This window comes from Lelliottia jeotgali (assembly GCF_016771845.1).
GTDB lineage: Bacteria > Pseudomonadota > Gammaproteobacteria > Enterobacterales > Enterobacteriaceae > Enterobacter > Enterobacter jeotgali.
This window is the reverse complement of the sequence record NZ_JAENMQ010000001.1, coordinates 981,578-1,005,400: the sequence shown is the minus strand read 5'-3', so window position 1 is coordinate 1,005,400 and position 23,823 is coordinate 981,578. Positions and strand designations below refer to the sequence as shown.

The window sequence follows — 23,823 nt, the reverse complement described above, 5'->3', positions numbered from 1 at the left end:
CCACTTCTCATTATGTATGCAACTTATGAAAACAAAATGAAATTTGCGCGACACATCGCAAATTTTAGCCAACGATCGCCAGAATAATCGGGAACAGGAAGGGAGCGATGAGCGAAGTCATGATCCCGCAAATTACCAGCGCCAGCGAACTGAACGCGCCTTCCTGATAGTCCAGTTCGGCACAGCGCGCAGTGCCAAGGGCGTGCGAAGCGGTACCCATCGCCAGGCCGCGCGCAGCTTTGGTCCGGATACGCATTAAATTTAGCAAAGTATGACCAAACACCGCGCCTAAAATACCGACAAAAATAACGCACATGGCGCTGATCGCTGGTATCCCGCCGATGCTGCCGCCAACGGCCATTGCAATGGGGGTGGTCACGGATTTCGGCAGAATAGAGGCGGCAATTTGCGGAGATGCGCCCATCAGCAGCGCCACTGACGTGCCAGTGACCATTGCCACCACGCTGCCAATCAGGCAAATGGTGATGATTGACTTCCAGCGTGCGCGGATTTGATGCAATTGCTCATACAGCGGGAACGCCAGTGCCACAACGGCAGGCTGGAGTAAATCGTTCAGAATCTTGCTACCGGCAAAATAGCGCTCATAAGGAATACCGGTGAACAGCAGGAACGGAATAATGACCACCATGGCAACGAGCAGCGGATTGAGCAACGCCATCTTAAAGCGTGCCGCAAGTTTACGCGCAGCGAAAAACACCACCAGGGTCAACGGCAGCGACCACCAGATATTGGCTATCATTCTTTTGTCCCTTTTTGCCCAATGACTTTGCGTTCGCCGTGCACCAGATGCGAGCTCCAGCTCACCACCAGGAACACCACCAGCGTACTCACCGCACATGAGACCAGAATCGGGCCGTACTGGGCTTTAAGCAGATCGTAATATTGCATCACCCCGACACCGATAGGCACAAACAGCAGCGCCATATAGCGGATCAGCACGTAGCAGCCGGGATTGACCCATTTAGCGGGCAGGATTTGCAGCGCCAGCAGTAAAAACAGAATCAGCATCCCGATAATACTGCCAGGTATGATAATAGGCAGCAGGGAGGCGATGAAAATCCCGGCGTAAAGGCAGGCATAAATCAGCACAAATGCACGCAGGTACTGCCAGAGGGTATTGAATGTTTTGGTCATGGTGAAAGTCCTTGATGGAACGAATTCATCATACAATTAAACATAGAAACGTGCTACGGATCACAACATGAAATTTGAGCATACCAGACATTCCTTTTTGGAACGTTAGGCATTTCCACAGCATTCACAGTAAAAGCCAGTTAAAACAGTGTAGTTGCGGTGACTATTTTTGAAGCGATGATATGATAAAAGGCATTATCGTGGTCAGGAGATTCCGGTGAAAGATTTCATTTTTTTCAAAAAGGGAACACAGATTTCGGCAGTGGAGAAACGTAACGCTGAGGCCGCAACGCTTCTGAAAGAGCAGGGCTATGAACAGCAGTTTGAAGAGGTTACGGCATTGGATGCCGCAAGCGCCCTGATGCGTTTCAACGATATAAAAAAAGAAGAAGATCTGAACTGGTACGCCTTCGCAATGGGGCCGGCTTTCACGATACTCATTGTTATCGTGTTGGGCATATTGGCCTACTGGTTTGTGAGATAGACTCGCGTTAAAGCCTTTGCACGCCTGTAGAGAGCGGCTACTATAGCGCGTCTTTTTTCACAGGTACTGAGAATGCGTGTTTTACTGGCGCCGATGGAAGGCGTGCTCGACTCATTAGTGCGCGAGCTGCTGACCGAGGTTAACGATTACGATCTCTGCATCACCGAGTTTTTGCGGGTGGTCGATATGCTATTGCCAGTAAAGTCGTTTTACCGACTCTGCCCGGAGCTGCATCGCCAGAGCCGCACCTCATCCGGCACGCTGGTACGCATTCAGCTATTGGGACAATACCCTGAGTGGCTGGCGGAAAATGCCGCCCGCGCCGTTGAACTGGGTTCATACGGTGTGGATCTCAACTGCGGCTGCCCGTCGAAAATGGTCAACGGCAGCGGCGGTGGGGCGACACTCCTCAAAGATCCTGAACTCATTTATCGTGGCGCGAAAGCAATGCGCGAGGCGGTGCCAGCCCATTTACCGGTCACGGTGAAAGTGCGCCTGGGCTGGGACAGCAGCGACCGCCAGTTCGAAATTGCCGATGCGGTACAGCAGGCCGGAGCCACAGAGCTGGCCGTTCATGGGCGAACCAAAGATGACGGCTACAAAGCCGAGCGTATTAACTGGCAGGCGATCGGCGAAATCCGCCAGCGACTCTCTATTCCAGTAATCGCTAACGGCGAAATCTGGGACTACGAAAGCGCGCAGGCGTGCATCAAAGAAACGGGCTGCGAGTCGGTAATGATCGGTCGCGGCGCGCTCAATGTGCCCAATCTGAGCCGGGTGATTAAGTACAATGAACCGCGTATGCCCTGGCCTGACGTGGTCACGCTGCTGCAAAAATATTCTCGTCTGGAAAAGCAGGGCGATACCGGGCTATATCATGTGGCACGTATTAAGCAGTGGCTGAGCTATTTACGCAAAGAATACGCCGAAGCGCTGACGTTATTTCAGGAGATTCGCACTCTGCAAACGTCGGCGGATATTGCGCGGGTCATTCAGTCCAAATAATCTTGCCCCGACAGGCCAAAGCCTGTCGGGGGACCCTCAGAAAATCATTTTAAAGACGCCTGTCACAACCAGTAAACCAATCAGGAAAATAATCAGGATAATCCACAGTAGTATTTTCATTCCCTTCTCCATTGGCATGAGTTCAAATCCATTTAAGTGTAGCAGCCTGACAGCACGCCTAATTCATCAGTGCGATGAATGAATATAATTAACTAATTCATAACGAGAATATTTTTCTGATTATGTGCGTGTGTTTCAAAGTGCGGGTTGCCACGGGTTACTAAAAAAAAGAAAAGCATCAGGCGTAATTTGCGTCTTTCTATTTTGCGTGAATGGCGTGATGAAACGTTCAATTATTTATTCTTTGAGTTTACCTCTCTCTTTACTTCTTGTGGCGTGTGCTCCTGGCCACGACACGGCAGCTTCACTGAAACCGCAATCGCCAGTGACCCAAATCAGCACTCAGTTTAGCCATACCCAGTGGCCCAAAAACGAATGGTGGAAAGATTTCCACGACCCTGAGCTGGATTCCCTGATTGCGAAAGCGCAGGCCGATGCGCCGGATATGCAGATTGCGCATCAGCGTATCGCGCTGGCCGAAGCACAGGCCAAAATGGCAATGGCAGCGGGTGGCCCTCAGGTTGATTTCTCTGCTGATGCCGAGCGGCAAAAAATGTCAGCTGAAGGGCTGATGGGTCCGTTTGCCTTCACCGATCCAGCGGCGGGCACTACAGGGCCGTGGTACACCAACGGTACTTTTGGCCTGACCGCGGGCTGGGATTTGGATCTGTGGGGGAAAAACCGCTCTCAGGTCGAGGCACGCATTGGCAAAGTCAACGCGCAGAAAGCGGAGATGGAACAGACCCGGCAGCTGCTCGCCAGCAGCGTGGCGCGTTTGTACTGGGAGTGGCAAACGCAGGCCGCCATCGGTAATGTGCTCACCCACATCAAGCAAGAACAAGAGTCGATCATCGCCGTCGATCGCGAGCTGTATCAGCAGGGCATCAACTCTTCTGTTGAAGGCGCCGTCACCGATATCAACGCCAGCAAAACCGAGGAACAGATGGCTGAAGTCCACGGGAAAATGAAAGCCATCGAAGCGTGCCTGCAGGCGTTGACCAATACCTCGTCGATGAAGCTGGCCCCGCACGACCTGCCGAAAATTGAGGCTTCGCTACCGTCGACGCTCGGTTACGAATTGCTGGCACGCCGCCCGGATCTGCAGGAAGCGCACTGGTATATCGAAGCCTCTATGAACGAAGTGGATGCGGCGAAGGCGGCCTTTTATCCTGACGTCAACCTGATGGCGTTCCTGCAACAGGATGCCCTGCACTTAAGCGATTTGTTCCGCTCGTCGGCGCAACAAATGGGCGTAACGGCAGGTTTGACGTTGCCGATTTTCGACAGCGGACGCCTGAATGCCAATCTGGATATCGCCCAGGCGCAAAGCAATCTGTCCGTCGCGAATTACAACAAAGCGGTGGTCGATGCGGTGAATCAAGTCGCTCGCACAGCCAGTGAAGTGGACACGCTGATCAGTAAGACCCAGCAACAGCAGAAAATTGAAGCCGATACCGCGCGCGTGGTAGCCCAGGCGCAGGCTCGCTTTAACGCCGGGATCATTGCTGGTTCGCGCGTCAGCGAAGTGAAAATTCCTGCTCTGCAGGAGCACATCGCTGGGCTGACGCTGCAAGGCCAGTACGTCGATGCCACGCTGCAACTCACCTCCGCGCTGGGCGGCGGATACCACCACAGCTAAACGCGTGCGGGAGTAATACTTTTACTCCCGCGCACTATCCCGATGCTTGCGCCACAGTCGCCAGGCTACCACCACGACCACCACCACGATTAACCAGATCCAGTGCTTCAGATGCTTATCGAAATTATGCAACCACGGGCCGATCACTTCCCCGCCGACGTACCCAAGCGTGGTAAAAATCAGCGCCCAGGCAATGGCCCCGATGATGTTGAGCGGCAGGAAGATTTTCGGCGGCAAACGACTGGCACCAATCAGCAGCGGGCCGATAATACGAAAACCGTACATAAACCGGGTGCCGATAACAAACAGGTAAGGATGACGCTGAATCAGCCGCTGGGCGCGGTTGATTTTTTTCTGATGCTTTGAGAAACGTTTGAGCAGGGTCGGGCCAAAGCGTAATCCCAGCAGATAGAGCAGTTGATCGCCAATCATCCCTCCGAGCGCCACGGCGGCCACCACCAGCGGAAAACGGAGTAAACCCTGATGGGCCGCCACCCCTCCGAGAAGCGTAATGGTTTCACCTTCCGCCACGCTGCCTATCACCAGCGCCGCATACCCGTATTGTTCAATCAGACTATTGATATCCATAAGGTCAGCGTTGTCTCCCTCTGTGAACCTCCTTTAAGCATACACCCTGTGAATCAATGGCGCGGCAACCAGCGTGATTTGCCCGTAAGCGGCATTTTTATTGCTGGTCATAAAATAATCTAAAGCTGAATTATACTTAGGGTATCGCCTGACGGGCCGACAATGAGGGGGCTGTATGAACCATGTCTGGGGGCTGTTTTCCCATCCCGATCGTGAGATGCATGTCATCAGAAGCGAGAACGAAACGGTCGCGCATCACTACACGCACCATGTCCTGCTCATGGCTGCCGTACCGGTGATCTGCGCGTTTATAGGCACAACACAAATTGGCTGGAATTTTGGCGATGGCACTATCGTGAAGCTTTCCTGGATGACCGGGCTGGCGCTGGCGATAGTGTTCTACGGACTGATGCTGGCAGGCGTGGCGGTGATGGGGCGGGTTATTTACTGGATGGCGCGTAACTATCCGCAGCGTCCGTCGCTCACGATGTGCATGGTCTTCGCCGGATATGTGGCGACACCGCTGTTTATGAGCGGCATCGTGGCACTTTATCCGCTGGTCTGGCTGTGCGCGCTGATTGGGACCATCGCGCTGTTTTACACCGGCTATCTGCTGTACGTCGGTATTCCGACCTTCCTCAACATTAACAAAGAAGAAGGTTTAAGCTTCTCCAGTTCAACTCTCGCCATTGGCGTGCTGGTGCTGGAGGCGCTGCTGGCACTCACGGTCATTCTGTGGGGTTACGGCTACCGTCTCTTCTGAGGTAAAAGCATTGCTGGCGTAAATGCCAGCAATGCAGCATCTGTTCATGATTCTCCACTGGCGACAACTCAGCAGGGCCGCTATGATGCCTTGGCCAGCCTGTTTCGCTCGATGTGACAGGAGGCGTACGTCATCACGTGCATGAATAATTATCAGAAGTCTCACCATGCTGAAATTCCGAATTTCTTTGCTTAGCCTTGCGCTGATCCTGGCTGTGCCTGTTGCCGCGCCAGCGATTGCTAAAACAACTGCAGTCACCACTGCCGCTCAACCGGAAATTGCCTCCGGTAGCGCAATGATTGTCGATCTGAATACCAATAAGGTGATCTATTCCAGTCATCCGGATCTGGTGCGTCCGATTGCGTCTATTACCAAATTAATGACCGCGATGGTGGTGCTTGATGCACGACTGCCGCTGGATGAGAAACTGAAAGTCGATATTAGCCAGACGCCAGAGATGAAAGGAATCTATTCTCGCGTGCGTCTGAACAGCGAAATCAGCCGTAAAAATATGCTGCTGCTGGCGCTGATGTCCTCGGAAAACCGTGCGGCCGCGAGCCTCGCGCACCATTATCCGGGCGGGTATAACGCGTTTATCCGCGCGATGAATGCGAAAGCCAAATCACTGGGCATGACCAACACCCGTTTTGTCGAGCCGACCGGTCTGTCGATTCATAACGTCTCGACCGCACGGGACCTGACGCAGCTTCTGCTGGCCAGCAAACAGTATCCGCTGATCGGCCAGCTCAGCACCACGCGCGAAGAGATGGCAACCTTCTCCAATCCGGCGTACACGCTGCCGTTCCGCAATACTAACCATCTGGTGTATCGCGATAACTGGAATATTCAGTTAACCAAAACCGGCTTTACCAATGCGGCAGGTCACTGTCTGGTGATGCGTACCGTCTTTAACGGTAAACCGGTCGGGCTGGTGGTGATGGATGCATTCGGGAAATACACCCACTTTGCTGATGCGAGTCGTTTACGCACCTGGATTGAAACCGGGAAAGTCACACCCGTTCCTGCGGCGGCGATGAGCTATAAAAAGCAAAAAGCGGCGCAGATGGAAACCGCGCAAAACGATTGATCGTCTGCTGTGGTTATGTTGGTTGTGGTTTTGTAGGCCGGGCAAACGCCGGGCCTACAAGGTCAAAGCAAAACGGCAACTTCGTTGCCGTTTTTAGTGTTTTCTCCCTCTCCCGTGGGAGAGGGCCGGGGTGAGGGCACCAGACCGCACAAAAGCTATTCCGGCAGCGTCCAGTCACCGTCATTCAGCGGACGCTGCATAATCAGCGTATCCCGCCAGTTCCCTTTCTTATAGCCCACACTTCTGAGCTGTCCGGCCACTTCGAATCCATGTTTTTTATGCAACCGCAGAGAGCCAGCATTGTTATGCCCGTCTCCGACCACGGCAATCATCTGTCGCCACGGACCTTGTTCGCAACGGGCGATAAGTGCGTCCATTAATGCACTGCCAAAGCCACGCCCCGTCGCGCTGGCATCAACGTAAATCGACTCTTCCAGCGTGTAGCGATAAGCCGGGCGCACACGATACAGCCCCGCGTAGCAATATCCGACCACTACGCCGCGATACAGCGCCACCAGCCAGGGTAAACTGTCAGCGGCAATTGTGCTCATACGCTGGCGCATTTCATCAATAGTCGGGGGCACTTCTTCGAACGAGGCGCGCCCGTTGAGCACATGCCAGGCATAGATCGCGGCAATGGCATGAACGTCGTCAGGTTGGGCGTCTCGTACCTCAACTTCACAAGCAGATAAGATATCAACGGCCGACATGGTGGGCTTGCTCCTCAGAATAAAATGCCGGAGAAAGGTTTCTCCGGCGATGTGAAACTACTCTAGTACGATTGTTAAGAGCTTAACAACAGTTTCAATGGGGCTTTACTCTTTGATCAGCAGCTTGCGTCTCGCCATGCTCTGCATCTGACGCCTCTTTCCAGTATTTGTGCTTTGTGGTCTTACCAATGCCGGGATTCATGCTATTGGTTGGGTCATTCTCGCGATAAAAATGTTTAAGCGTCTCAGGGGCTTCATACAGATGCCCCACGTTGTGTTCCGCCGGGTATTGCGCCCCGCGCGCGCGCAACAGTTCCAGCATCTGTTCTTTCAGCCCATGCGCGTCCACGCCTTTTTTGACAATGTAATCCTGGTGGAAAACGTGACACATAAAGTGGCCATAATAGAGTTTATGCACCAGCTTGCTGTCGATTTCCGGCGGCAGATGTTCAAACCATTCGGTGTCGTTACGACGCAGGGCGATGTCCAGCGCCAGAATATCTTCCACTTCGTCGGCGTGAACCGCCTGGTAGCGAATCGCTGCGCCCGCCGCGGCAAAGCGGTGTAAGAACGCCTTGCTGCCTTCTTCCGGCGTACAGGCGAAGAAATCGCCTTCGGCAGTTTTAAAGTAATCTGCTAGCCAGGTCTGCGCTTCGGTAATTCCATCGCCCGACATCTTCAGCAGCAGGTGATGTTCGTACTTATCGCGCCAGCTTTTCATGCGCGGCGGCAGATGCGCCGGGAAGGCGGTGCCGAGCTTCTGCATAAAGCGGTCGGTGAAGTGCGGTTTGAACAGCGACACTTTACCGAGCATCGCGTCGGCGCGGCCTTTCATGGTGAAGAAGAACGGCATTTTGTCGGTGCCGAGCTTGTCGATCATCAGGAACGTGTCTTTTCCGTAGCGCTCGGCGATATCGTAAATATCGCGATGCATATACTCGCCCGCCACCGGCAGATTCTTGAACTCACCTAAAATATGGCGACGGATTTCGGTCAGCACGTCCGGCTGGTTGGTGCCGATATAAAAGACCTGCTGATTTTTCTCTGCCGGGAAAGTGTCGAGGCGTACGGCAAACACCGCCAGTTTGCCCGCGCAGCCGGAGGATTCAAACAGACGATCCGGGTCAGCGTTATAGCGCGCTGGGGTATCGGCCTCGATATCACGCACGCGTTCAACGTAATCATGATCGTGGGCGTGACGGCCATCGTGTTGCACGTCGGCGTCGTTGACACGCTCGTCGTCGAGCTTGCTGAGGATCTGCTCCGGCGTGACGCCAAGATTGATCCCCAGATGGTTCACCAGCTGGAGCTTGCCGTTTTCATCAATACGCGCAAACAGCGACATTTCGGTATACGCCGGGCCGCGCTGCACCAGCGAACCGCCGGAATTATTGCAGATCCCGCCAACCACCGACGCGCCAATACAGGAGGAACCAATCACCGAATGCGGCTCACGACCGAAAGGCTTGAGCGCTTTTTCCAGTGAATATAGCGTGGTGCCAGGATACGCCAGCACCTGCTCGCCTTTATCCAGCAGATGCAGTTTATCGAGGCGCAGGGTACTGATAATGACGATATCCCGGTCGTAATCATTGCCGTTCGGCGTTGAGCCTTCCGTCAGGCCGGTATTCGCCGCCTGCATCAGAATAATTTTGTCGGCGGCGACGCAGGCGCTGAGGACGCGCCACAGTTCCAGCAGCGTGCCGGGGAACACCACCGCCAGCGCTTCGCCCTGACCAGAACGGAAGCCCTTGCGATAGCGGGCGGTTTTTTCCGGGTCAGTCAGCAGGTGAGAGTGACCAACCAGGCGAGACAGTTCGTTAATGAAAGTGTTGTTATTTTGTGTGCGAACAGACGTCATCTTCCACTCCTTGTGGTGGGGCAAATTTCTCGCTGTAAAGCATAGCGCGATTAACTGTTAAGCGAACAAGTATTCATGAGAAAAATCAGAGAATAACCCTGCAACGTTTAAAGGGTTTGTGGCACACTGCGCTTTTCGCACGGTCTGGCCGAGTTTTCCGGCGGTTGATGATGAGAGAGTACAACAACATGAAATGGCTTTGTTCTGTAGCTGTCGCAGTAAGCCTGGCGCTGCAACCCGCGCTGGCTGAAGATCTGTTTGGCAACCACCCGTTAACCCCGGAAGCCCGTGACGCCTTCGTTACCGACTTGCTGACCAAAATGACGGTCGACGAAAAAATCGGCCAGCTGCGTTTGATAAGCGTCGGCCCGGATAACCCGAAAGAGGCGATCCGTGAGATGATCAAAGAGAGCCAGGTCGGGGCGATTTTCAACACCGTCACCCGCGAAGATATCCGTAAAATGCAGGACCAGGTGATGCAGCTCAGCCGCCTGAAAATTCCTCTCTTCTTCGCCTACGACGTGGTGCACGGCCAGCGTACCGTCTTCCCGATAAGCCTGGGGTTGGCCTCGTCCTTTAACCTCGATGCGGTCAGAACCGTGGGGCGCATTTCCGCCTATGAAGCCGCCGACGACGGTCTGAACATGACCTGGGCACCGATGGTCGATGTCTCGCGCGATCCGCGCTGGGGCCGTGCGTCCGAAGGCTTCGGGGAAGACACCTATTTAACCGCCACTCTCGGCAAAACGATGGTTGAAGCGATGCAGGGTAAAAGCCCGGCGGATCGCTATTCAGTGATGACCAGCGTTAAACACTTCGCTGCCTACGGCGCAGTGGAGGGCGGGAAAGAGTACAACACCGTCGATATGAGTCCGCAGCGCCTGTTCAACGACTACATGCCGCCGTACAAAGCCGGGCTGGACGCGGGCAGCGGCGCGGTGATGGTGGCCCTGAACTCCCTCAACGGCACCCCGGCGACCTCCGATTCCTGGCTGCTGAAAGATGTCCTGCGCGACCAGTGGGGCTTTAAGGGTATTACCGTTTCCGATCACGGCGCGATTAAAGAGCTGATTAAACACGGTACCGCCTCCGATCCGGAAGACGCGGTGCGCGTGGCGCTCAAAGCCGGGATCAACATGAGCATGAGCGACGAGTACTACAGCAAATACCTGCCAGACCTGGTGAAAACCGGCAAAGTCACGATGGCGGAGCTGGATGACGCCACCCGTCACGTGCTGAACGTAAAATACGACATGGGGCTGTTTAACGATCCGTATAGCCACTTAGGGCCGAAAGATTCTGACCCGGTTGATACCAACGCCGAAAGCCGCCTGCATCGTAAAGATGCCCGTGAAGTGGCGCGCGAAAGCCTGGTACTGCTGAAAAACCGCCTCGAAACCCTGCCGCTGAAAAAATCTGGCACTGTCGCTGTGGTCGGCCCGCTGGCTGATAGCAAACGCGACGTGATGGGCAGCTGGTCCGCAGCGGGTGTCGCCGATCAGTCCATTACCGTGCTGACCGGTATTAAAAACGCGCTGGGTGAAAACGGCAACGTGGTGTACGCCAAAGGGGCGAACGTCACCAACGACAAAGATATCGTTACCTTCCTGAACCAGTACGAAGAGGCGGTGAAAGTCGATCCGCGCTCTCCTCAAGAGATGATCGACGAAGCGGTCAATGCGGCGAAACAGTCTGATGTGGTCGTGGCGGTTGTCGGCGAAGCGCAGGGTATGGCGCACGAAGCGTCGAGCCGTACCGACATCAACATTCCGCAGAGCCAGCGTGACCTGATTAGCGCCCTGAAAGCGACCGGTAAACCGCTGGTGCTGGTGCTGATGAACGGTCGTCCACTGGCGCTGGTGAAAGAGGATCAGCAGGCAGACGCGCTGCTGGAAACCTGGTTCGCCGGAACTGAAGGCGGTAACGCCATCGCCGACGTGCTGTTTGGCGATTACAACCCATCGGGCAAACTGCCGATGTCCTTCCCGCGTTCCGTTGGTCAGATTCCGGTCTATTACAGCCACCTGAACACCGGTCGTCCGTATAACGCGGATAAGCCGAACAAATACACCTCGCGCTACTTCGACGAAGCTAACGGCCCACTGTATCCGTTCGGTTATGGTCTGAGCTACACCACCTTCAAGGTGTCGGACGTGAAAATGTCTACGCCAACGATGAAACGTGACGGCAAAGTGACCGCCAGCGTGGACGTGACCAACACCGGTAAACGCGAAGGCGCAACGGTGATTCAGATGTACGTTCAGGATGTCACCGCGTCCATGAGCCGTCCGGTGAAACAGCTGCGCGGCTTTGAGAAGGTTGACCTGAAGCCGGGTGAAACCAAAACCGTGAGCTTCCCGATTGACGTCGATGCGCTGAAGTTCTGGAATCAGCAAATGAAATATGATGCGGAAGCGGGCAAGTTCAACGTCTTTATCGGCGTAGATTCTGCGCGGGTGAATAAGGGCGAGTTCGAGCTGTTGTAGTGGTGGTTTCCCCCTCACCCTCTCCCTAAGGGAGAGGGAACCGCACTGAGCTGGTTTTATCCCTCGAGGGAGAGAGGACTAAATTCGCCCTCTCCCTCGAAGGTGAGGGGACTTAATTCTCCCTCTCCCAGTGGGAGAGGGCCGGGGTGAGGGCATCAAGCCGCACAACCCCCAATCCCTCACTCCCCGCCCAATCTGTGACCCACCCCGCAACATTCCTCCCTCTCATCCCAAAATCTCACCGAAACGCACTTTTCACCCCCTCAGCCACCCGCCAAACGTGACCCCATTCACACTTCATTTTTCCCTCACCGATGAAAACGTGAACAAGATCAAATGCGCAACCTGCCGCGTCGGGCAGGCGTGACTCTCTTCACTCTTCCCACAAAACCCCGCTAAACATGCCACTTACCCGGCGCAGAAAACCCGTTTAATCCCTGTCACATCACAGCAGACAGGTATTCACATGAAACTCTCATTAGAAAATGTCTCCCTCGATCGCAGCGGCCAGACGCCGGTGACGTCCACCCTCCAAAGCCTAATTGACCAACTTGCCGCAGCCGGAGGCGGCACGCTGGTGGTCACGCCGGGAATTTACCTCACTGGTACGCTGGTGCTGCCGTCGAATTTCACCCTACATCTTGAGGCGGGTGCACGGCTGCTGGCCAGCCAGAATGCGCGCGATTACCACGCCGCCGAAACGCAAAGCATGGCCGAGCTGTCTCGCATGGCGCTGATCTACGCCCGCGATGCGCGCAACGTGACGCTGAGCGGTGCGGGCTGTATCGACGGCAACGCCACAGCCTGGTTTGAAGCACAGGCGGATTCTCAGGGCTATCGCCAGCCGAAAGAGCAGCGTCCGCGCCTGCTGGTGCTGGAAGGGTGCGATCAGGTACGCATCACCGATATCACCCTGTACGACTCGCCGATGTGGACCGCCCATCTGGTGAGCTGTAACCACGTGTTTATCCGCAATATCAGCATTGATAATGATCTGACGCTGGCGAATACCGACGCGCTGGATATCGACAGCTGTCAGCATGTCCACATTAGCGACAGCTATTTTAGCGCTGCCGATGACGGCATCTGCCTGAAAACCACCGCTAAAACGCCGGAGCTACAGCAGCCGATTTATAACGTTACAGTGAACAACTGCATCATTCGCTCCAAAAGCTGCGCGATTAAAGTCGGGACCGAAACCTTCGCCGACATCACCCATCTGGCGGTCAGCAACTGCGTGATCTTTGAATCCAACCGCGGTATCGGCCTGGTCTCCCGCGACGGCGGCCATTTCAGCCACATGAGCTTCAGCAACATCATTTTCGACTGCCGCCACGCCAATCCGTGTCACTGGGGGAAAGCCGATCCGGTGTTTATCTCCGTGCGCCACCGCGCGCCGGACGTTACGCCGGGCGATATCAGCCAGATTGTCTTCGCCAGCCTGAACGGTGTGGGTGAGGGGGCGATTAATCTGCACAGCGAAACGTCGGGTGCGATCCGCGATATCACCTTTAACGGTCTGACCTTCAATCAGCAACTCGCCGTATCCGACGAGCAAGGCTACTACGACGTTCGCCCGCCGTGTAACCCGGAGCGTCCAACTGGAATGGGGCTGGATAACGCCTATCTGGTGAATCTACAAACCGGGCGCGCCCACGGTGTGGAAATGTACCCGCACGGCCTGCCTGCTATTTACGCGCACGGCGTCGACGGGTTGCATCTTCATGCCATCACCATTACGCGCCCAACGCCGCTGCCGACGGGCTGGGACCCAGAGAATATCCGGAGTTCAAAATGATCAAAAAAGTGCGGGAAATCAAACTGCGGAACTACGTCTGCTACGGTCTGGCGGATGTGATCGGTTCCGGGGCCTTTACGCTAGTCAGTGCGTGGCTGCTGTTTTTCTTAACCACCTTTTGCGGCCTGACGCCAATCCAGGCGGGCTCGCTGTTTGCGGTGGCGAGAATTGTCGACGTGATCATGTGTCCGGTGATTGGCTACGTTTCCGATAACTTCCACAAAACGCGTTTAGGGCGTCGGTTTGGCCGTCGCCGTTTCTTCCTGTTAGCCAGTATTCCGCTGGTATCGGTCTACAGCCTGTTATGGGTAGAAGGCTTCAACTACTGGATGTACCTGCTGTTCTACATCCTGTTTGAAATTGTCTACACCATGATCATCATCCCGTACGACACCCTGTCAGCGGAGATGACGTCGGATTTCAAAAAGCGCTCAAAACTGACCAGCGCACGCATGTACATCGCCCAGCTCGCGGGCTTTGCGGCGGCGTTTCTGCCGGGGCGTCTGGTGGCGTACTTTGGCCCTGACTCGTCCGATTCGTTCTTCTACACCGGGGCGATTTTTACCGTCTCCTTTATGATCGTGCTGTTCTTCGTTTACTTCGGCACCTGGGAACGCTCGCTGGAAGAGATCCAGCAAAATGAGCAACACGACGAGGACGAAGAGAAAGAGCCGTTCGCCACCCGCGCGTACCATATCTATTACGATTTCGTTTCGACGTTAAAAATCAAAACGTTCCGTTCGCATCTGGGGATGTATCTCGGTGGCTCGGTGGCGCAGGATATTTTCAACTCAGTCTTTACCTACTTTGTGGTTTTCGCCCTGATGACCTCGTCGGTGATGGCTTCTAACCTGCTCGGCGTGGTCAATGGCCTGCAATTCTTCGGCGTGGGCATCGCGACCTGGCTGACGTTGCGCTACTCCCCGTCACGCGCGTTTGCTACCCAGGCCACGATGGCGCTGGTGGCCTTTGCCCTGTTTGTCTCGGCGTACTTCAGCGGGACCAGCGGGATGACGCTGCTGTACGTCGGTGCAGCAGTGGCTGGGCTGGCGCGTGGCGGTATCTACGCTATTCCGTGGAACAACTACACCTTTGTTGCGGACGTGGATGAAATTCTCACCTGCCGCCGTCGGGAAGGGATCTTCGCGGGCTTTATGAGCCTGCTGCGGAAAGCCTCGCAGGCGCTGTCGATTTTCCTCGTCGGCGTGGCACTGCAAATATCCGGTTTCGTCTCCGGACAAAGCGCACAGCCGCAGTCGGCCATCAACATGATTCTGGTGATCATGATTGTGCTGCCGGTCATTTTGACGCTGTGGGGGATCTGGTCGGCCTTCCAGTTCAAAGTGAACAGCCGCACCCACGCGATTCTCAACGAAGAAGTGGCGCGCCTGAAGCAGGGCGGCAGCAAGGCGACGGTCAGCGCGGAGAACAAAGCGGTGATCGAAAGCCTGACCGGGATGCCGTACGACCACTGCTGGGGAGAAAACAGCGTCGGATATATGAATCGTAAACGCATGAATGCACGCACGCTGCGAGACAAAATGGCATGACGGAACAAGGACTTTTTATCCAGCAGGGCCTGTGGGCCAGGCTGGGGTTGCCCAGGGAATTGTGCTGGGGTTTTGTCGGGATTTTTCTGTTTATCACCGGGGCCACCATCGAGCAGAGTTGGCTGGCATCGATGCTACAGCACCGGGGTTTTGATGCGGTACACATCAGCCTGCTGTCGTCGGTGTTTGGTTTGTGCGTCGCGGCGGTATCGTGGTTCTCCGGGATTGGCGCGGGCGTGCTCGGTCTGCGCCGCCTGATGTGGGCCGCGACGCTGATTTACTTCATCGGTTCGATTCCGTTTATCGGCTACGCGCTGCCGCACGGGAATTATCCCTTGATGGTCGCGAGCTACGCCCTGCGCGGCGTGGCGTATCCGCTGTTTGCGTACTCGTTTCTGGTGTGGATTAACCAGCGCTGCGAGCCGGGCATTCTTGGGCGCGCGGTGTCGTGGTTCTGGATAGCGTTCGGCGTGGGGATGACCATCGTTGGACCGTGGTACTCCAGCCTGATGCTGCCGCGAATTGGCGAAACCTCCACGCTGCTGAGCGGATTTGCGTTTGTTGCAGCAGGCGCATTCTGCGCGCTGGTGCTCAATCGCGATCGCCCGACCTGGCAGCGCGAAGGCCATCTCGGCGCGGCCTTTGCCGAGGGAATTCTGGTGCTGGTGCGCGAGCCGAAAATGCGTCTGGCGGTGATCGTCAAAACCATCAACGATATCGGCAAGTTTTCGCTGGTGATCCTGATGCCGGTTTACCTCCCGCGTTTCGGGTTTAGCATCGCCGAGTGGCTCACCGTCTGGGGGCTGGTGAATGTGCTCAACATCTTTGCTAACTACTTCTTCGGCTGGCTGGGCGACACCATCGGCTGGCGTAACACGGTGGTCTGGTTCTCTGGCTCCCTGTGCGGCCTGGCGATGCTGGCGGTGTGCTACGCCCCGGTACTGTTCGGTGACAGCGAAACGGCGCTGTTTCTGGCCCTGGCCCTGTACGCCATCGGGCTGGGAGCCTTTGGCCCGTTGAGCGCGCTGATCCCGTCGCTGCTACCGGAGAACAAAGGCGCAGCCATCTCGTGCCTGAATCTCGGATCGGGGCTGAGCAATTTTGTTGGCCCGCTGATTGTGACGCTGTGCGTGTCACCTTTTGGCGTGGAGGGGACGCTGTGGGTGATTGCGGTGCTCTATTTTGCCGCCAGTTTGCTGACGGTTCCGCTCCGGTTGCCAGAAGAAGGATGATTTTCCGATTTTAGTCTACGCTTTTCTCTCAAGCCCCTGATAAAGGCGGCAAATTAATGAGGAAAGTGGAATGACAATCGCAAAGGGGATATGGGGTTCAGCGGCGTTACTGGCGGCGCTGAGCTTGCCTTTACAGGCGGCAGAGCCGGTAAAGGTGGGGTCTAAGATTGATACGGAAGGGGCGTTGCTGGGCAATATTATCCTGCAAGTGCTTGAAAGCCACGGCGTGAAGACCGTCAATAAAGTGCAGCTTGGCACCACGCCAGTGGTTCGCGGGGCGATTACCTCTGGTGAGCTGGATATCTATCCGGAATACACCGGTAATGGGGCTTTCTTCTTCAAAGATGAAAACGACGCGGCGTGGAAAAACGCCAGCGCGGGCTACGAGAAGGTGAAAAAACTCGATGCCGAACAGAACAAACTGATCTGGCTGACGCCTGCGCCCGCCAACAACACCTGGACCATTGCGGTTCGTAAAGACATCGCCGAGAAAGGCAAGCTGACGTCGCTCGACGATCTCAGCCGCTATCTGAAAGACAAGGGCGATTTCAAACTGGCAGCCTCGGCGGAATTTATCGAACGCCCGGATGCGCTTCCGGCCTTTGAAAAAGCCTATGATTTCAAACTCGACCAGAAGCAACTGCTGTCTCTTGCGGGCGGCGATACGGCGGTGACCATCAAAGCCGCCGCGCAGCAAACGTCGGGCGTGAATGCGGCAATGGCCTACGGCACCGACGGCCCGGTGGCGGCGCTGGGTCTGCAAACCCTGACCGATCCGAAAGGCGTGCAGCCTATCTATGCCCCGACGCCGGTAGTACGTGAGGCGGTGCTGAAAGAATATCCGCACATCGGCGAGTGGCTGAAACCGGTATTTGAAAAACTCGATGAGAAAACCCTGCAACAGCTGAATGCGAGTATTGCGGTGGAAGGGCTGGATGCCAAAAAAGTGGCGGCAGATTTCCTGAAGCAAAAAAGACTCGTGAAGTAACAGGACAACGCTTTGCCAAAAACATGTCATAACCGCGTACTGCTGCTGCTCGCGTTTGTCGGGCTGGCAGCGTGCGCGCTTCCGTTCGTCAATTTTGCACCGAACCGGCTGATGTCCGGCGAGGGGCTTTCAGTCTGGCAGGTGTGGGCGGTTTCGCCCTTCCTGCTGGCGCTCTCTCTGGTATGCGTTACCGTGCTGTCTTTTTGCGCCGGGCGCGTGCCGCTCATTCTCACGCTGATAGTTTGCGAACTGCTTTTTGTGCTGCTGGCCTGGAGCGCCGGACTGGCGGCGAATCATCTTGCCACAGCCGACACTCCGCTAGCGCGTACCTCGACAGGCAGCGGTTTGTGGCTGTGGATGGCGCTATGCCTGCTGGCCTGTAGCGATGCGATCCGCCGTCTGACGACGCGCCCGGTGTGGCGCTGGCTGCTGAATGCGCAGATCTGGATTTTGCCGCTGGCGCTGCTGTTCAGCGGTGAACTGAACACCCTTTCGCTGCTGAAAGAGTACGCCAACCGTCAGGAAGTGTTTAACGATGCGCTGTTGCAGCATCTGACCATCCTGTTTGGCACACTGGTTCCGGCGCTGCTCATCGGCGTGCCGATCGGCCTGTGGTGCTACCGTCATCCTAAACGCCAGGGGCCGGTATTTACGGTGCTGAACGTGATCCAGACCATCCCGTCCGTGGCCCTTTTCGGTCTGCTGATTGCACCGCTCGCAGGCCTGGTCAAATCTTTTCCCGCGCTTGCCGCCATCGGAATCGCGGGGACCGGGCTAACCCCTGCGCTGATTGCACTGGTGCTGTATGCATTACTGCCGCTGGCGCGCGGGGTGGTTGCCGGATTGAGCCAGGTGTCGCCCGATGTGCTGGAAAGCGCCAGCGCGATGGGGATGAGCGCCAGCCAGCGATTCTGGAAAATCCAGCTTCCGCTGGCGCTACCGCTTCTGCTGCGCAGCCTGCGCGTGGTTGCGGTGCAAACTGTCGGGATGGCGGTGATAGCCGCGCTGATTGGGGCCGGTGGCTTCGGGGCGCTGGTGTTCCAGGGCTTGCTCAGCAGCGCGCTGGATTTGGTGTTACTCGGCGTCATTCCGACCATTGCACTGGCGGTGGTAGTGGACGCACTCTTTGCCCTGTGGCTGGCCCTGCTGAAGGGGAAAAATAATGATTGAATTTCACGATGTGAGCAAAGAATTTGCCGGGCAGACGGCGGTAAAAAACCTGAATCTGCGCTTTGAAGAAGGGGCGTTTTCGGTGCTGATCGGCACCTCCGGTTCAGGGAAATCGACCACCCTGAAGATGATCAACCGGCTGGTGGAACACGACAGCGGGCTGATTCGCTTTGCCGGGGAGGAGATCCGCAGCCTGCCAGTGCTGGAGCTGCGCCGCCGGATGGGCTACGCCATTCAGTCGATTGGCCTGTTTCCGCACTGGACGGTGGCGCAAAACATTGCAACCGTGCCGCAACTGCAAAAATGGTCGCGGCAAAAAGTGGCCGACCGGGTGGATGAGCTGATGGCGCTGCTGGGGCTGGAGCCATCGCTTCGCGAGCGCTATCCGCATCAGCTGTCCGGTGGGCAACAGCAGCGGGTCGGGGTGGCGCGTGCCTTAGCTGCCAATCCTGAAGTACTGCTGATGGATGAACCCTTTGGCGCGCTGGACCCGGTGACCCGCAGCGCGCTGCAAACGGAGATGACCCGCATCCACCGCATTCTCGGGCGCACGATTATTCTGGTGACGCACGATATCGACGAAGCCCTGCGCCTCGCCGATCGTCTGGTTTTGATGGACAGCGGGGAAGTGGTGCAACAGGGCACGCCGCTGGAGCTGTTAACGCGTCCTGCGACGGACTTTGTACGCGAATTCTTTGGCCGCAGTGAACTGGGCGTGCGGCTGCTGTCTCTGCGCACCGTTGGTGAGTATCTGCGCCCGCAGGATGGCGCTGTCACTGGGGAGCCGCTTCAGGCACGGATGAGCCTGCGCGATGCGCTGTCGGCGTTTGTCGCCCGTCAGTGCGAAGTGTTGCCGGTGGTGGATGAGCAAGGCTTTCCGTGTGGAACGCTGCATTTTCGGGATTTACTGGCGGGAGAGGTGGCACATGAAATGGCTACGTGATCCGCTCCTGTGGCTGGTGCTGCTGTTCGTCGCGCTATTATGGCTAATGCCTTACAGCGGTGGGCTGTTTAGCGCGTTGTTCCCCGGATTGCCGCGCCCCGTTTATTTGCAGGAGAGTTTTATCAGCCTGACGCTGGCCCATTTCTGGCTGGTGGGCGTTTCGAGCGCCATCGCGATTGTGATCGGCGTTGGGGCCGGGATTGCAGTGACGCGACCTATGGGCCGTGAGTTTCGCCCGCTGGTGGAGACGATTGCTGCAATTGGACAGACATTTCCCCCGGTGGCGGTGCTGGCGATTGCAGTACCGGTGATTGGCTTTGGTCAGGAACCGGCGATTATTGCGTTGATTTTATACGGCGTGTTGCCGATTTTGCAGGCGACGCTGGCCGGATTGACGGCTGTGCCTGCGGCGGCGACAAGCGTGGCGGAAGGAATGGGCATGAGTGCGGGGCAACGTCTGCGAAAAGTGGAGTTGCCGCTGGCGGCACCGGTGATTCTGGCTGGGGTGCGCACGTCGGTGATCATCAATATCGGCACGGCGACCATTGCGTCAACGGTCGGGGCGAACACCCTGGGCACGCCGATCATCATCGGATTAAGCGGATTTAACTCAGCCTATATTGTGCAAGGTGCGGTGCTGGTTGCGCTGGCAGCGATTGTAGTCGATCGCGGGTTTGAACGGCTGGCGCAGTATCTCAGCCGACACCGCCACGCACGATAAATGAGTAGCCGGCGAGCATAACGCCGCCAATGCCACTGATGGCCATTAAAGCGAAGAGGGTGATTGCGGCCACTTTGGTTGCCTTCATAATGTGCTCCTTTTGTTAACCGCCCAATTATACGGTGAAGCACACCTGTTAATGAACCATTAAATGCCGTTAAGACATTTACGGGCCGAGGGTAATGACGGGATAGCCGTGTTCGCGCCATTCATTCAGCGACTGCTGTTGGGCGGCAGTGGGGATATCTCCGCACCAGACCAGCAGGGTTTGCCCTTCGAAAAGCTCCGGGCGAAGCTGAGCTAATGAATGCGCCAGCACGTCTACACGCCAGCCTTGCTGCGTGGCTATCCAGGCTTCGAGCCATAAGCGGGTGGTGTCGTGAACATTCCAGCCGACCACCAGGGCGTCCTTTCCGCTCTTCTTGCGTGCCGTCGACAGGCACACGGAAATGTAATTGATCAACATCCCATCGAGCATGCTCAGCAGCGCCTGCAGTGCCGGTTGCTGAGAAAGACGGCGACGAAGCGGTATAAACAGATGTGTGATTAACGTCTGGGCGGGATAACCCCGGCCCTGCTCCTTGATCCAGGTTCGCAGACGCTGAAAGTTACCGGCCTGTAGCAGCCGGAGCAGTGTTTCCTGATGTTCACGCCACTCGGCCAGACTATCGGCATCGTGTTCACATAACAACGATTTGACCTTGCTGACCTGAACGCCGTTATCGATCCAGCTTTTGATCTCGCGGATCCGGTCGATATCCGCTTCGTTAAACAGACGATGTCCTCCGTCCGTTCGCTGCGGTTTTAGCAGCTCATACCGCCGCTGCCATGCTCGCAGCGTCACAGGATTGATATCACAAAGCAGTGCCACTTCACCTATCGTGTAAAGCGCCATGTTCGCCCCCTGGCTTGCGCATCCCCAGAATAACTGTAGACGCTGATTCGCGAACCAGGAAGAATCGACCGTTTTTTGAACAAATAATGCGAAGGGTGGAAGTTGTACCGCTAAAGGATGTGATGACGGGCACGAATTGCAGCTTTTTTGGAATGCTTCAAAGAAAGTTAATGTGTATCAGTGTATGTTACGCGTTTTTAGACAGTGCGGTTTGCAGTCATGTACGAATTTAATCTGGTGTTGCTGCTGCTTCAGCAGATGTGCGTTTTCCTGGTCATCGCGTGGCTGATGAGCAAAACGCGGCTGTTCATTCCCCTGATGCAGGTCACCGTTCGCCTGCCGCACAAGCTCCTCTGCTACGTCACCTTCTCGATTTTCTGCATTCTTGGCACCTATTTTGGCCTGCACATTGAAGACTCGATTGCCAACACACGCGCCATCGGGGCGGTGATGGGCGGGCTGCTCGGCGGCCCGGTGGTGGGGGGATTAGTCGGGCTGACGGGCGGATTGCACCGCTATTCGATGGGCGGCATGACCGCGCTCAGCTGTATGATCTCGACGATCGTCGAAGGGCTGCTCGGCGGCCTTGTCCACAGCTATATGATCAAGCGTGGTCGCCCGGATAAAGTCTTTAGCCCGCTGACCGCCGGAGCAATTACGCTGGTGGCGGAGCTGGCGCAGATGCTGATTATTCTGCTTATCGCCCGCCCGTTTGAAGATGCTTTGCATCTTGTAAGCAGCATCGCTGCCCCGATGATGGTGACCAATACCGTCGGCGCGGCGCTGTTCATGCGCATCCTGTTAGATAAACGTGCGATGTTTGAGAAATATACCTCGGCGTTTTCGTCGACGGCGTTAAAGGTGGCGGCCTCGACGGAGGGTATTCTGCGCCAGGGCTTTAACGAAGAGAACAGCATGAAAGTGGCGCAGGTGTTGTATCAGGAGCTGGACATTGGCGCGGTGGCGATCACCGACCGTGAAAGGCTGCTGGCCTTTACCGGCACCGGCGACGACCACCACCTACCGGGCAAACCGATATCTTCAGCCTATACGCTACGGGCCATTGAAACCGGCGAAGTGGTGTACGCCGACGGAAATGAAGTGCCGTACCGTTGTTCGCTGCACCCGCAGTGCAAGCTGGGTTCGACGCTGGTGATTCCTCTGCGCGGTGAGAATCAGCGGGTGATGGGCACCATCAAATTGTATGAAGCCAAAAACCGACTGTTCAGCTCCATCAACCGTACGCTGGGAGAGGGGATTGCCCAGCTGCTTTCGGCGCAGATCCTGGCGGGGCAGTACGAGCGGCAAAAAGCGCTTCTGACTCAGTCAGAAATCAAGCTGCTGCACGCTCAGGTGAATCCGCATTTTCTGTTTAATGCCCTGAATACACTCAAGGCGGTAATCCGCCACGACAGTGAACAGGCGACCCAGCTGGTGCAATTTCTGTCGACCTTTTTCCGCAAGAATCTGAAGCGCCCTTCAGAAATTGTGACCCTGGCCGATGAGATTGAACATGTGAATGCCTATCTGCAAATTGAGAAAGCCCGGTTCCAGTCGCGTTTGCAGGTGTCGTTGTTCGTCCCGGACGCGTTGGCCCATCAGCATCTTCCGGCATTTACCCTACAGCCAATTGTGGAAAATGCCATCAAACACGGCACCTCGCAGCTGCTGGGGACCGGCGAGATTCGTATCTCCGCCAGCCAGTTTAATCATCATCTGGTGCTGGACATTGAAGACAACGCCGGGCTTTACCTGCCTGGCGCTGAGTCAGGCGGGCTGGGAATGAGCCTGGTCGACAAACGTCTGCGCGCGCACTTTGGCGATGATTGCGGCATTACCGTAAACTGCGAGCCGGACAGTTTTACCCGTATTACCTTACGATTGCCGCTGGAGGAAAACGCATGTTAAGCGTGCTGATTGTCGATGATGAGCCGTTAGCGCGGGAAAACCTGCGGGTTCTGTTACAAGAACAGAGCGACATTGAAATCGCGGGTGAGTGCGCCAACGCCATCGAAGCCATTGGCGCGGTGCATAAATTGCGCCCCGACGTGCTGTTTCTCGATATCCAGATGCCGCGCATCAGCGGTCTGGAAATGGTCGGAATGCTCGATCCAGAGCATCGTCCGTACATCGTTTTTCTGACCGCATTTGATGAGTATGCGGTCAAAGCTTTTGAAGAACATGCTTTCGACTATCTGCTGAAACCGATCGAAGAGAAGCGACTGGAGAAAACCCTTAACCGCTTGCGCCAGGAGCGTACCGCGCAGGACGTGACGCTCCTGCCGGAGCATCAGCAGGCGCTGAAATTTATCCCCTGCACCGGACACAGTCGTATTTACCTGTTGCAGATGGACGATGTGGCGTTTGTCAGCAGTCGCATGAGCGGGGTGTTTGTTACAAGCTCCGAAGGCAAAGAGGGCTTTACGGAGCTGACCTTGCGCACGCTGGAGAGCCGCACGCCGCTGATCCGCTGCCATCGCCAGTATCTGGTGAACATGGCGCATCTGAAGGAGATTCGTCTGGAAGAGAACGGCCAGGCGGAACTGGTGTTGCGCGCGGGGCAGACGGTGCCGGTGAGTCGGCGCTATCTGAAAACCCTGAAAGAGGCGATTGGGTTGTAAAACTGGT

Annotated in this window: 23 protein-coding genes; 15 read left to right on the top strand and 8 right to left on the bottom strand. The window is 56.0% G+C overall.

Translation table 11 applies throughout. From position 1 onward, the window contains the following. Positions 1 to 64: 64 nt before the first annotated feature. Both JBO43_RS04775 and JBO43_RS04770 read right to left on the bottom strand, forming a co-directional pair. Complete coding sequence (locus JBO43_RS04775; protein ID WP_103947184.1) at positions 65 to 760, bottom strand: CidB/LrgB family autolysis modulator; 696 nt, start codon at positions 758 to 760, stop codon at positions 65 to 67. Further along, positions 757 to 1,155 carry a CidA/LrgA family protein gene (locus JBO43_RS04770; protein WP_095282662.1) on the bottom strand — a complete coding sequence of 133 codons (399 nt, stop codon included), beginning with the start codon at positions 1,153 to 1,155 and terminating at the stop codon, positions 757 to 759. The genes JBO43_RS04775 and JBO43_RS04770 overlap by 4 nt, the downstream gene beginning before the upstream one ends. Positions 1,156 to 1,372: 217 nt before the next feature. Between JBO43_RS04770 and JBO43_RS04765 the strand changes: the two genes are divergently transcribed. Both JBO43_RS04765 and dusC read left to right on the top strand, forming a co-directional pair. Continuing rightward, positions 1,373 to 1,639 carry a hypothetical protein gene (locus JBO43_RS04765; RefSeq protein WP_103949601.1) on the top strand — a complete coding sequence of 89 codons (267 nt, stop codon included), beginning with the start codon at positions 1,373 to 1,375 and terminating at the stop codon, positions 1,637 to 1,639. Positions 1,640 to 1,711: 72 nt separating this feature from the next. Continuing rightward, positions 1,712 to 2,644: a tRNA dihydrouridine(16) synthase DusC gene (gene dusC, locus JBO43_RS04760; protein ID WP_202673817.1), complete on the top strand. Its 933-nt coding sequence runs from the start codon at positions 1,712 to 1,714 to the stop codon at positions 2,642 to 2,644. A gap of 36 nt (positions 2,645 to 2,680) precedes the next feature. Here the strand turns inward: dusC and yohP are convergent, their stop codons facing one another. Then, entirely contained in the window at positions 2,681 to 2,764 is an 84-nt protein-coding gene (gene yohP, locus JBO43_RS23270) for a small membrane protein YohP (RefSeq protein ID WP_087855921.1), read from the bottom strand. Between the two features lie 220 nt (positions 2,765 to 2,984). On the opposite strand from yohP, the gene mdtQ reads away from it, so the two are divergent. Then, positions 2,985 to 4,403: a multidrug resistance outer membrane protein MdtQ gene (gene mdtQ, locus JBO43_RS04755; RefSeq protein ID WP_202673816.1), complete on the top strand. Its 1,419-nt coding sequence runs from the start codon at positions 2,985 to 2,987 to the stop codon at positions 4,401 to 4,403. A 21-nt stretch (positions 4,404 to 4,424) separates the two neighbouring features. Here the strand turns inward: mdtQ and JBO43_RS04750 are convergent, their stop codons facing one another. Then, positions 4,425 to 4,991, bottom strand: coding sequence for a DedA family protein (locus JBO43_RS04750; RefSeq protein WP_095282658.1), 567 nt, complete (start codon positions 4,989 to 4,991; stop codon positions 4,425 to 4,427). A 175-nt stretch (positions 4,992 to 5,166) separates the two neighbouring features. Here JBO43_RS04750 and JBO43_RS04745 point away from each other — a divergent pair, with 175 nt between their 5' ends. Continuing rightward, positions 5,167 to 5,754 (top strand): Yip1 family protein, encoded by a 588-nt coding sequence (locus tag JBO43_RS04745; RefSeq protein WP_202673815.1) that lies wholly within the window; start codon positions 5,167 to 5,169, stop codon positions 5,752 to 5,754. A gap of 166 nt (positions 5,755 to 5,920) precedes the next feature. Next, positions 5,921 to 6,841, top strand: a complete 921-nt coding sequence (pbpG, locus tag JBO43_RS04740; protein ID WP_095282656.1) for a D-alanyl-D-alanine endopeptidase — start codon at positions 5,921 to 5,923, stop codon at positions 6,839 to 6,841. A gap of 155 nt (positions 6,842 to 6,996) precedes the next feature. On the opposite strand, the gene JBO43_RS04735 is transcribed toward pbpG, so the two are convergent. Both JBO43_RS04735 and dld read right to left on the bottom strand, forming a co-directional pair. Next, entirely contained in the window at positions 6,997 to 7,551 is a 555-nt protein-coding gene (locus JBO43_RS04735; protein WP_202673814.1) for a GNAT family N-acetyltransferase, read from the bottom strand. A 94-nt stretch (positions 7,552 to 7,645) separates the two neighbouring features. Continuing rightward, a complete protein-coding gene (dld, locus tag JBO43_RS04730; protein ID WP_202673813.1) occupies positions 7,646 to 9,412 on the bottom strand; it encodes a D-lactate dehydrogenase in 1,767 nt (588 codons plus the stop codon). 188 nt (positions 9,413 to 9,600) lie between these two features. Between dld and bglX the strand changes: the two genes are divergently transcribed. From bglX to JBO43_RS04690, 8 genes are all read left to right on the top strand, one after another. Beyond that, positions 9,601 to 11,898: a beta-glucosidase BglX gene (gene bglX, locus JBO43_RS04725; protein ID WP_202673812.1), complete on the top strand. Its 2,298-nt coding sequence runs from the start codon at positions 9,601 to 9,603 to the stop codon at positions 11,896 to 11,898. A gap of 466 nt (positions 11,899 to 12,364) precedes the next feature. Next, positions 12,365 to 13,696 (top strand): glycoside hydrolase family 28 protein, encoded by a 1,332-nt coding sequence (locus JBO43_RS04720; protein ID WP_202673811.1) that lies wholly within the window; start codon positions 12,365 to 12,367, stop codon positions 13,694 to 13,696. Further along, positions 13,693 to 15,246 (top strand): MFS transporter, encoded by a 1,554-nt coding sequence (locus JBO43_RS04715; RefSeq protein WP_103946222.1) that lies wholly within the window; start codon positions 13,693 to 13,695, stop codon positions 15,244 to 15,246. The genes JBO43_RS04720 and JBO43_RS04715 overlap by 4 nt, the downstream gene beginning before the upstream one ends. Next, a complete protein-coding gene (locus JBO43_RS04710) occupies positions 15,243 to 16,478 on the top strand; it encodes an MFS transporter (protein WP_202673810.1) in 1,236 nt (411 codons plus the stop codon). The genes JBO43_RS04715 and JBO43_RS04710 overlap by 4 nt, the downstream gene beginning before the upstream one ends. A 70-nt stretch (positions 16,479 to 16,548) precedes the next feature. After that, a complete protein-coding gene (osmF, locus tag JBO43_RS04705) occupies positions 16,549 to 17,466 on the top strand; it encodes a glycine betaine ABC transporter substrate-binding protein OsmF (RefSeq protein WP_202673809.1) in 918 nt (305 codons plus the stop codon). A gap of 12 nt (positions 17,467 to 17,478) precedes the next feature. After that, entirely contained in the window at positions 17,479 to 18,636 is a 1,158-nt protein-coding gene (locus JBO43_RS04700; RefSeq protein ID WP_095282648.1) for an ABC transporter permease, read from the top strand. Beyond that, on the top strand, positions 18,629 to 19,579 hold the full coding sequence (locus tag JBO43_RS04695) for an ABC transporter ATP-binding protein (RefSeq protein WP_202673808.1): 951 nt from the start codon (positions 18,629 to 18,631) through the stop codon (positions 19,577 to 19,579). Before JBO43_RS04700 ends, JBO43_RS04695 begins: the two co-directional genes overlap by 8 nt. Continuing rightward, positions 19,563 to 20,300 carry an ABC transporter permease gene (locus JBO43_RS04690; RefSeq protein ID WP_095282646.1) on the top strand — a complete coding sequence of 246 codons (738 nt, stop codon included), beginning with the start codon at positions 19,563 to 19,565 and terminating at the stop codon, positions 20,298 to 20,300. Before JBO43_RS04695 ends, JBO43_RS04690 begins: the two co-directional genes overlap by 17 nt. Here the strand turns inward: JBO43_RS04690 and JBO43_RS04685 are convergent. Both JBO43_RS04685 and mlrA read right to left on the bottom strand, forming a co-directional pair. Next, entirely contained in the window at positions 20,275 to 20,388 is a 114-nt protein-coding gene (locus JBO43_RS04685; protein WP_015959724.1) for a protein YohO, read from the bottom strand. The two genes, JBO43_RS04690 and JBO43_RS04685, sit on opposite strands and share 26 nt — an antisense overlap. A gap of 78 nt (positions 20,389 to 20,466) precedes the next feature. Then, a complete protein-coding gene (gene mlrA, locus JBO43_RS04680; RefSeq protein WP_095282645.1) occupies positions 20,467 to 21,195 on the bottom strand; it encodes an HTH-type transcriptional regulator MlrA in 729 nt (242 codons plus the stop codon). A 219-nt stretch (positions 21,196 to 21,414) separates the two neighbouring features. On the opposite strand from mlrA, the gene JBO43_RS04675 reads away from it, so the two are divergent. Then, positions 21,415 to 23,103 (top strand): sensor histidine kinase, encoded by a 1,689-nt coding sequence (locus JBO43_RS04675; protein WP_202673807.1) that lies wholly within the window; start codon positions 21,415 to 21,417, stop codon positions 23,101 to 23,103. Then, the gene (btsR, locus tag JBO43_RS04670) at positions 23,097 to 23,816 is read left to right on the top strand and encodes a two-component system response regulator BtsR (protein ID WP_095282643.1); all 720 of its coding nucleotides are present in this window, start codon (positions 23,097 to 23,099) and stop codon (positions 23,814 to 23,816) included. The genes JBO43_RS04675 and btsR overlap by 7 nt, the downstream gene beginning before the upstream one ends. Positions 23,817 to 23,823: the final 7 nt, after the last annotated feature.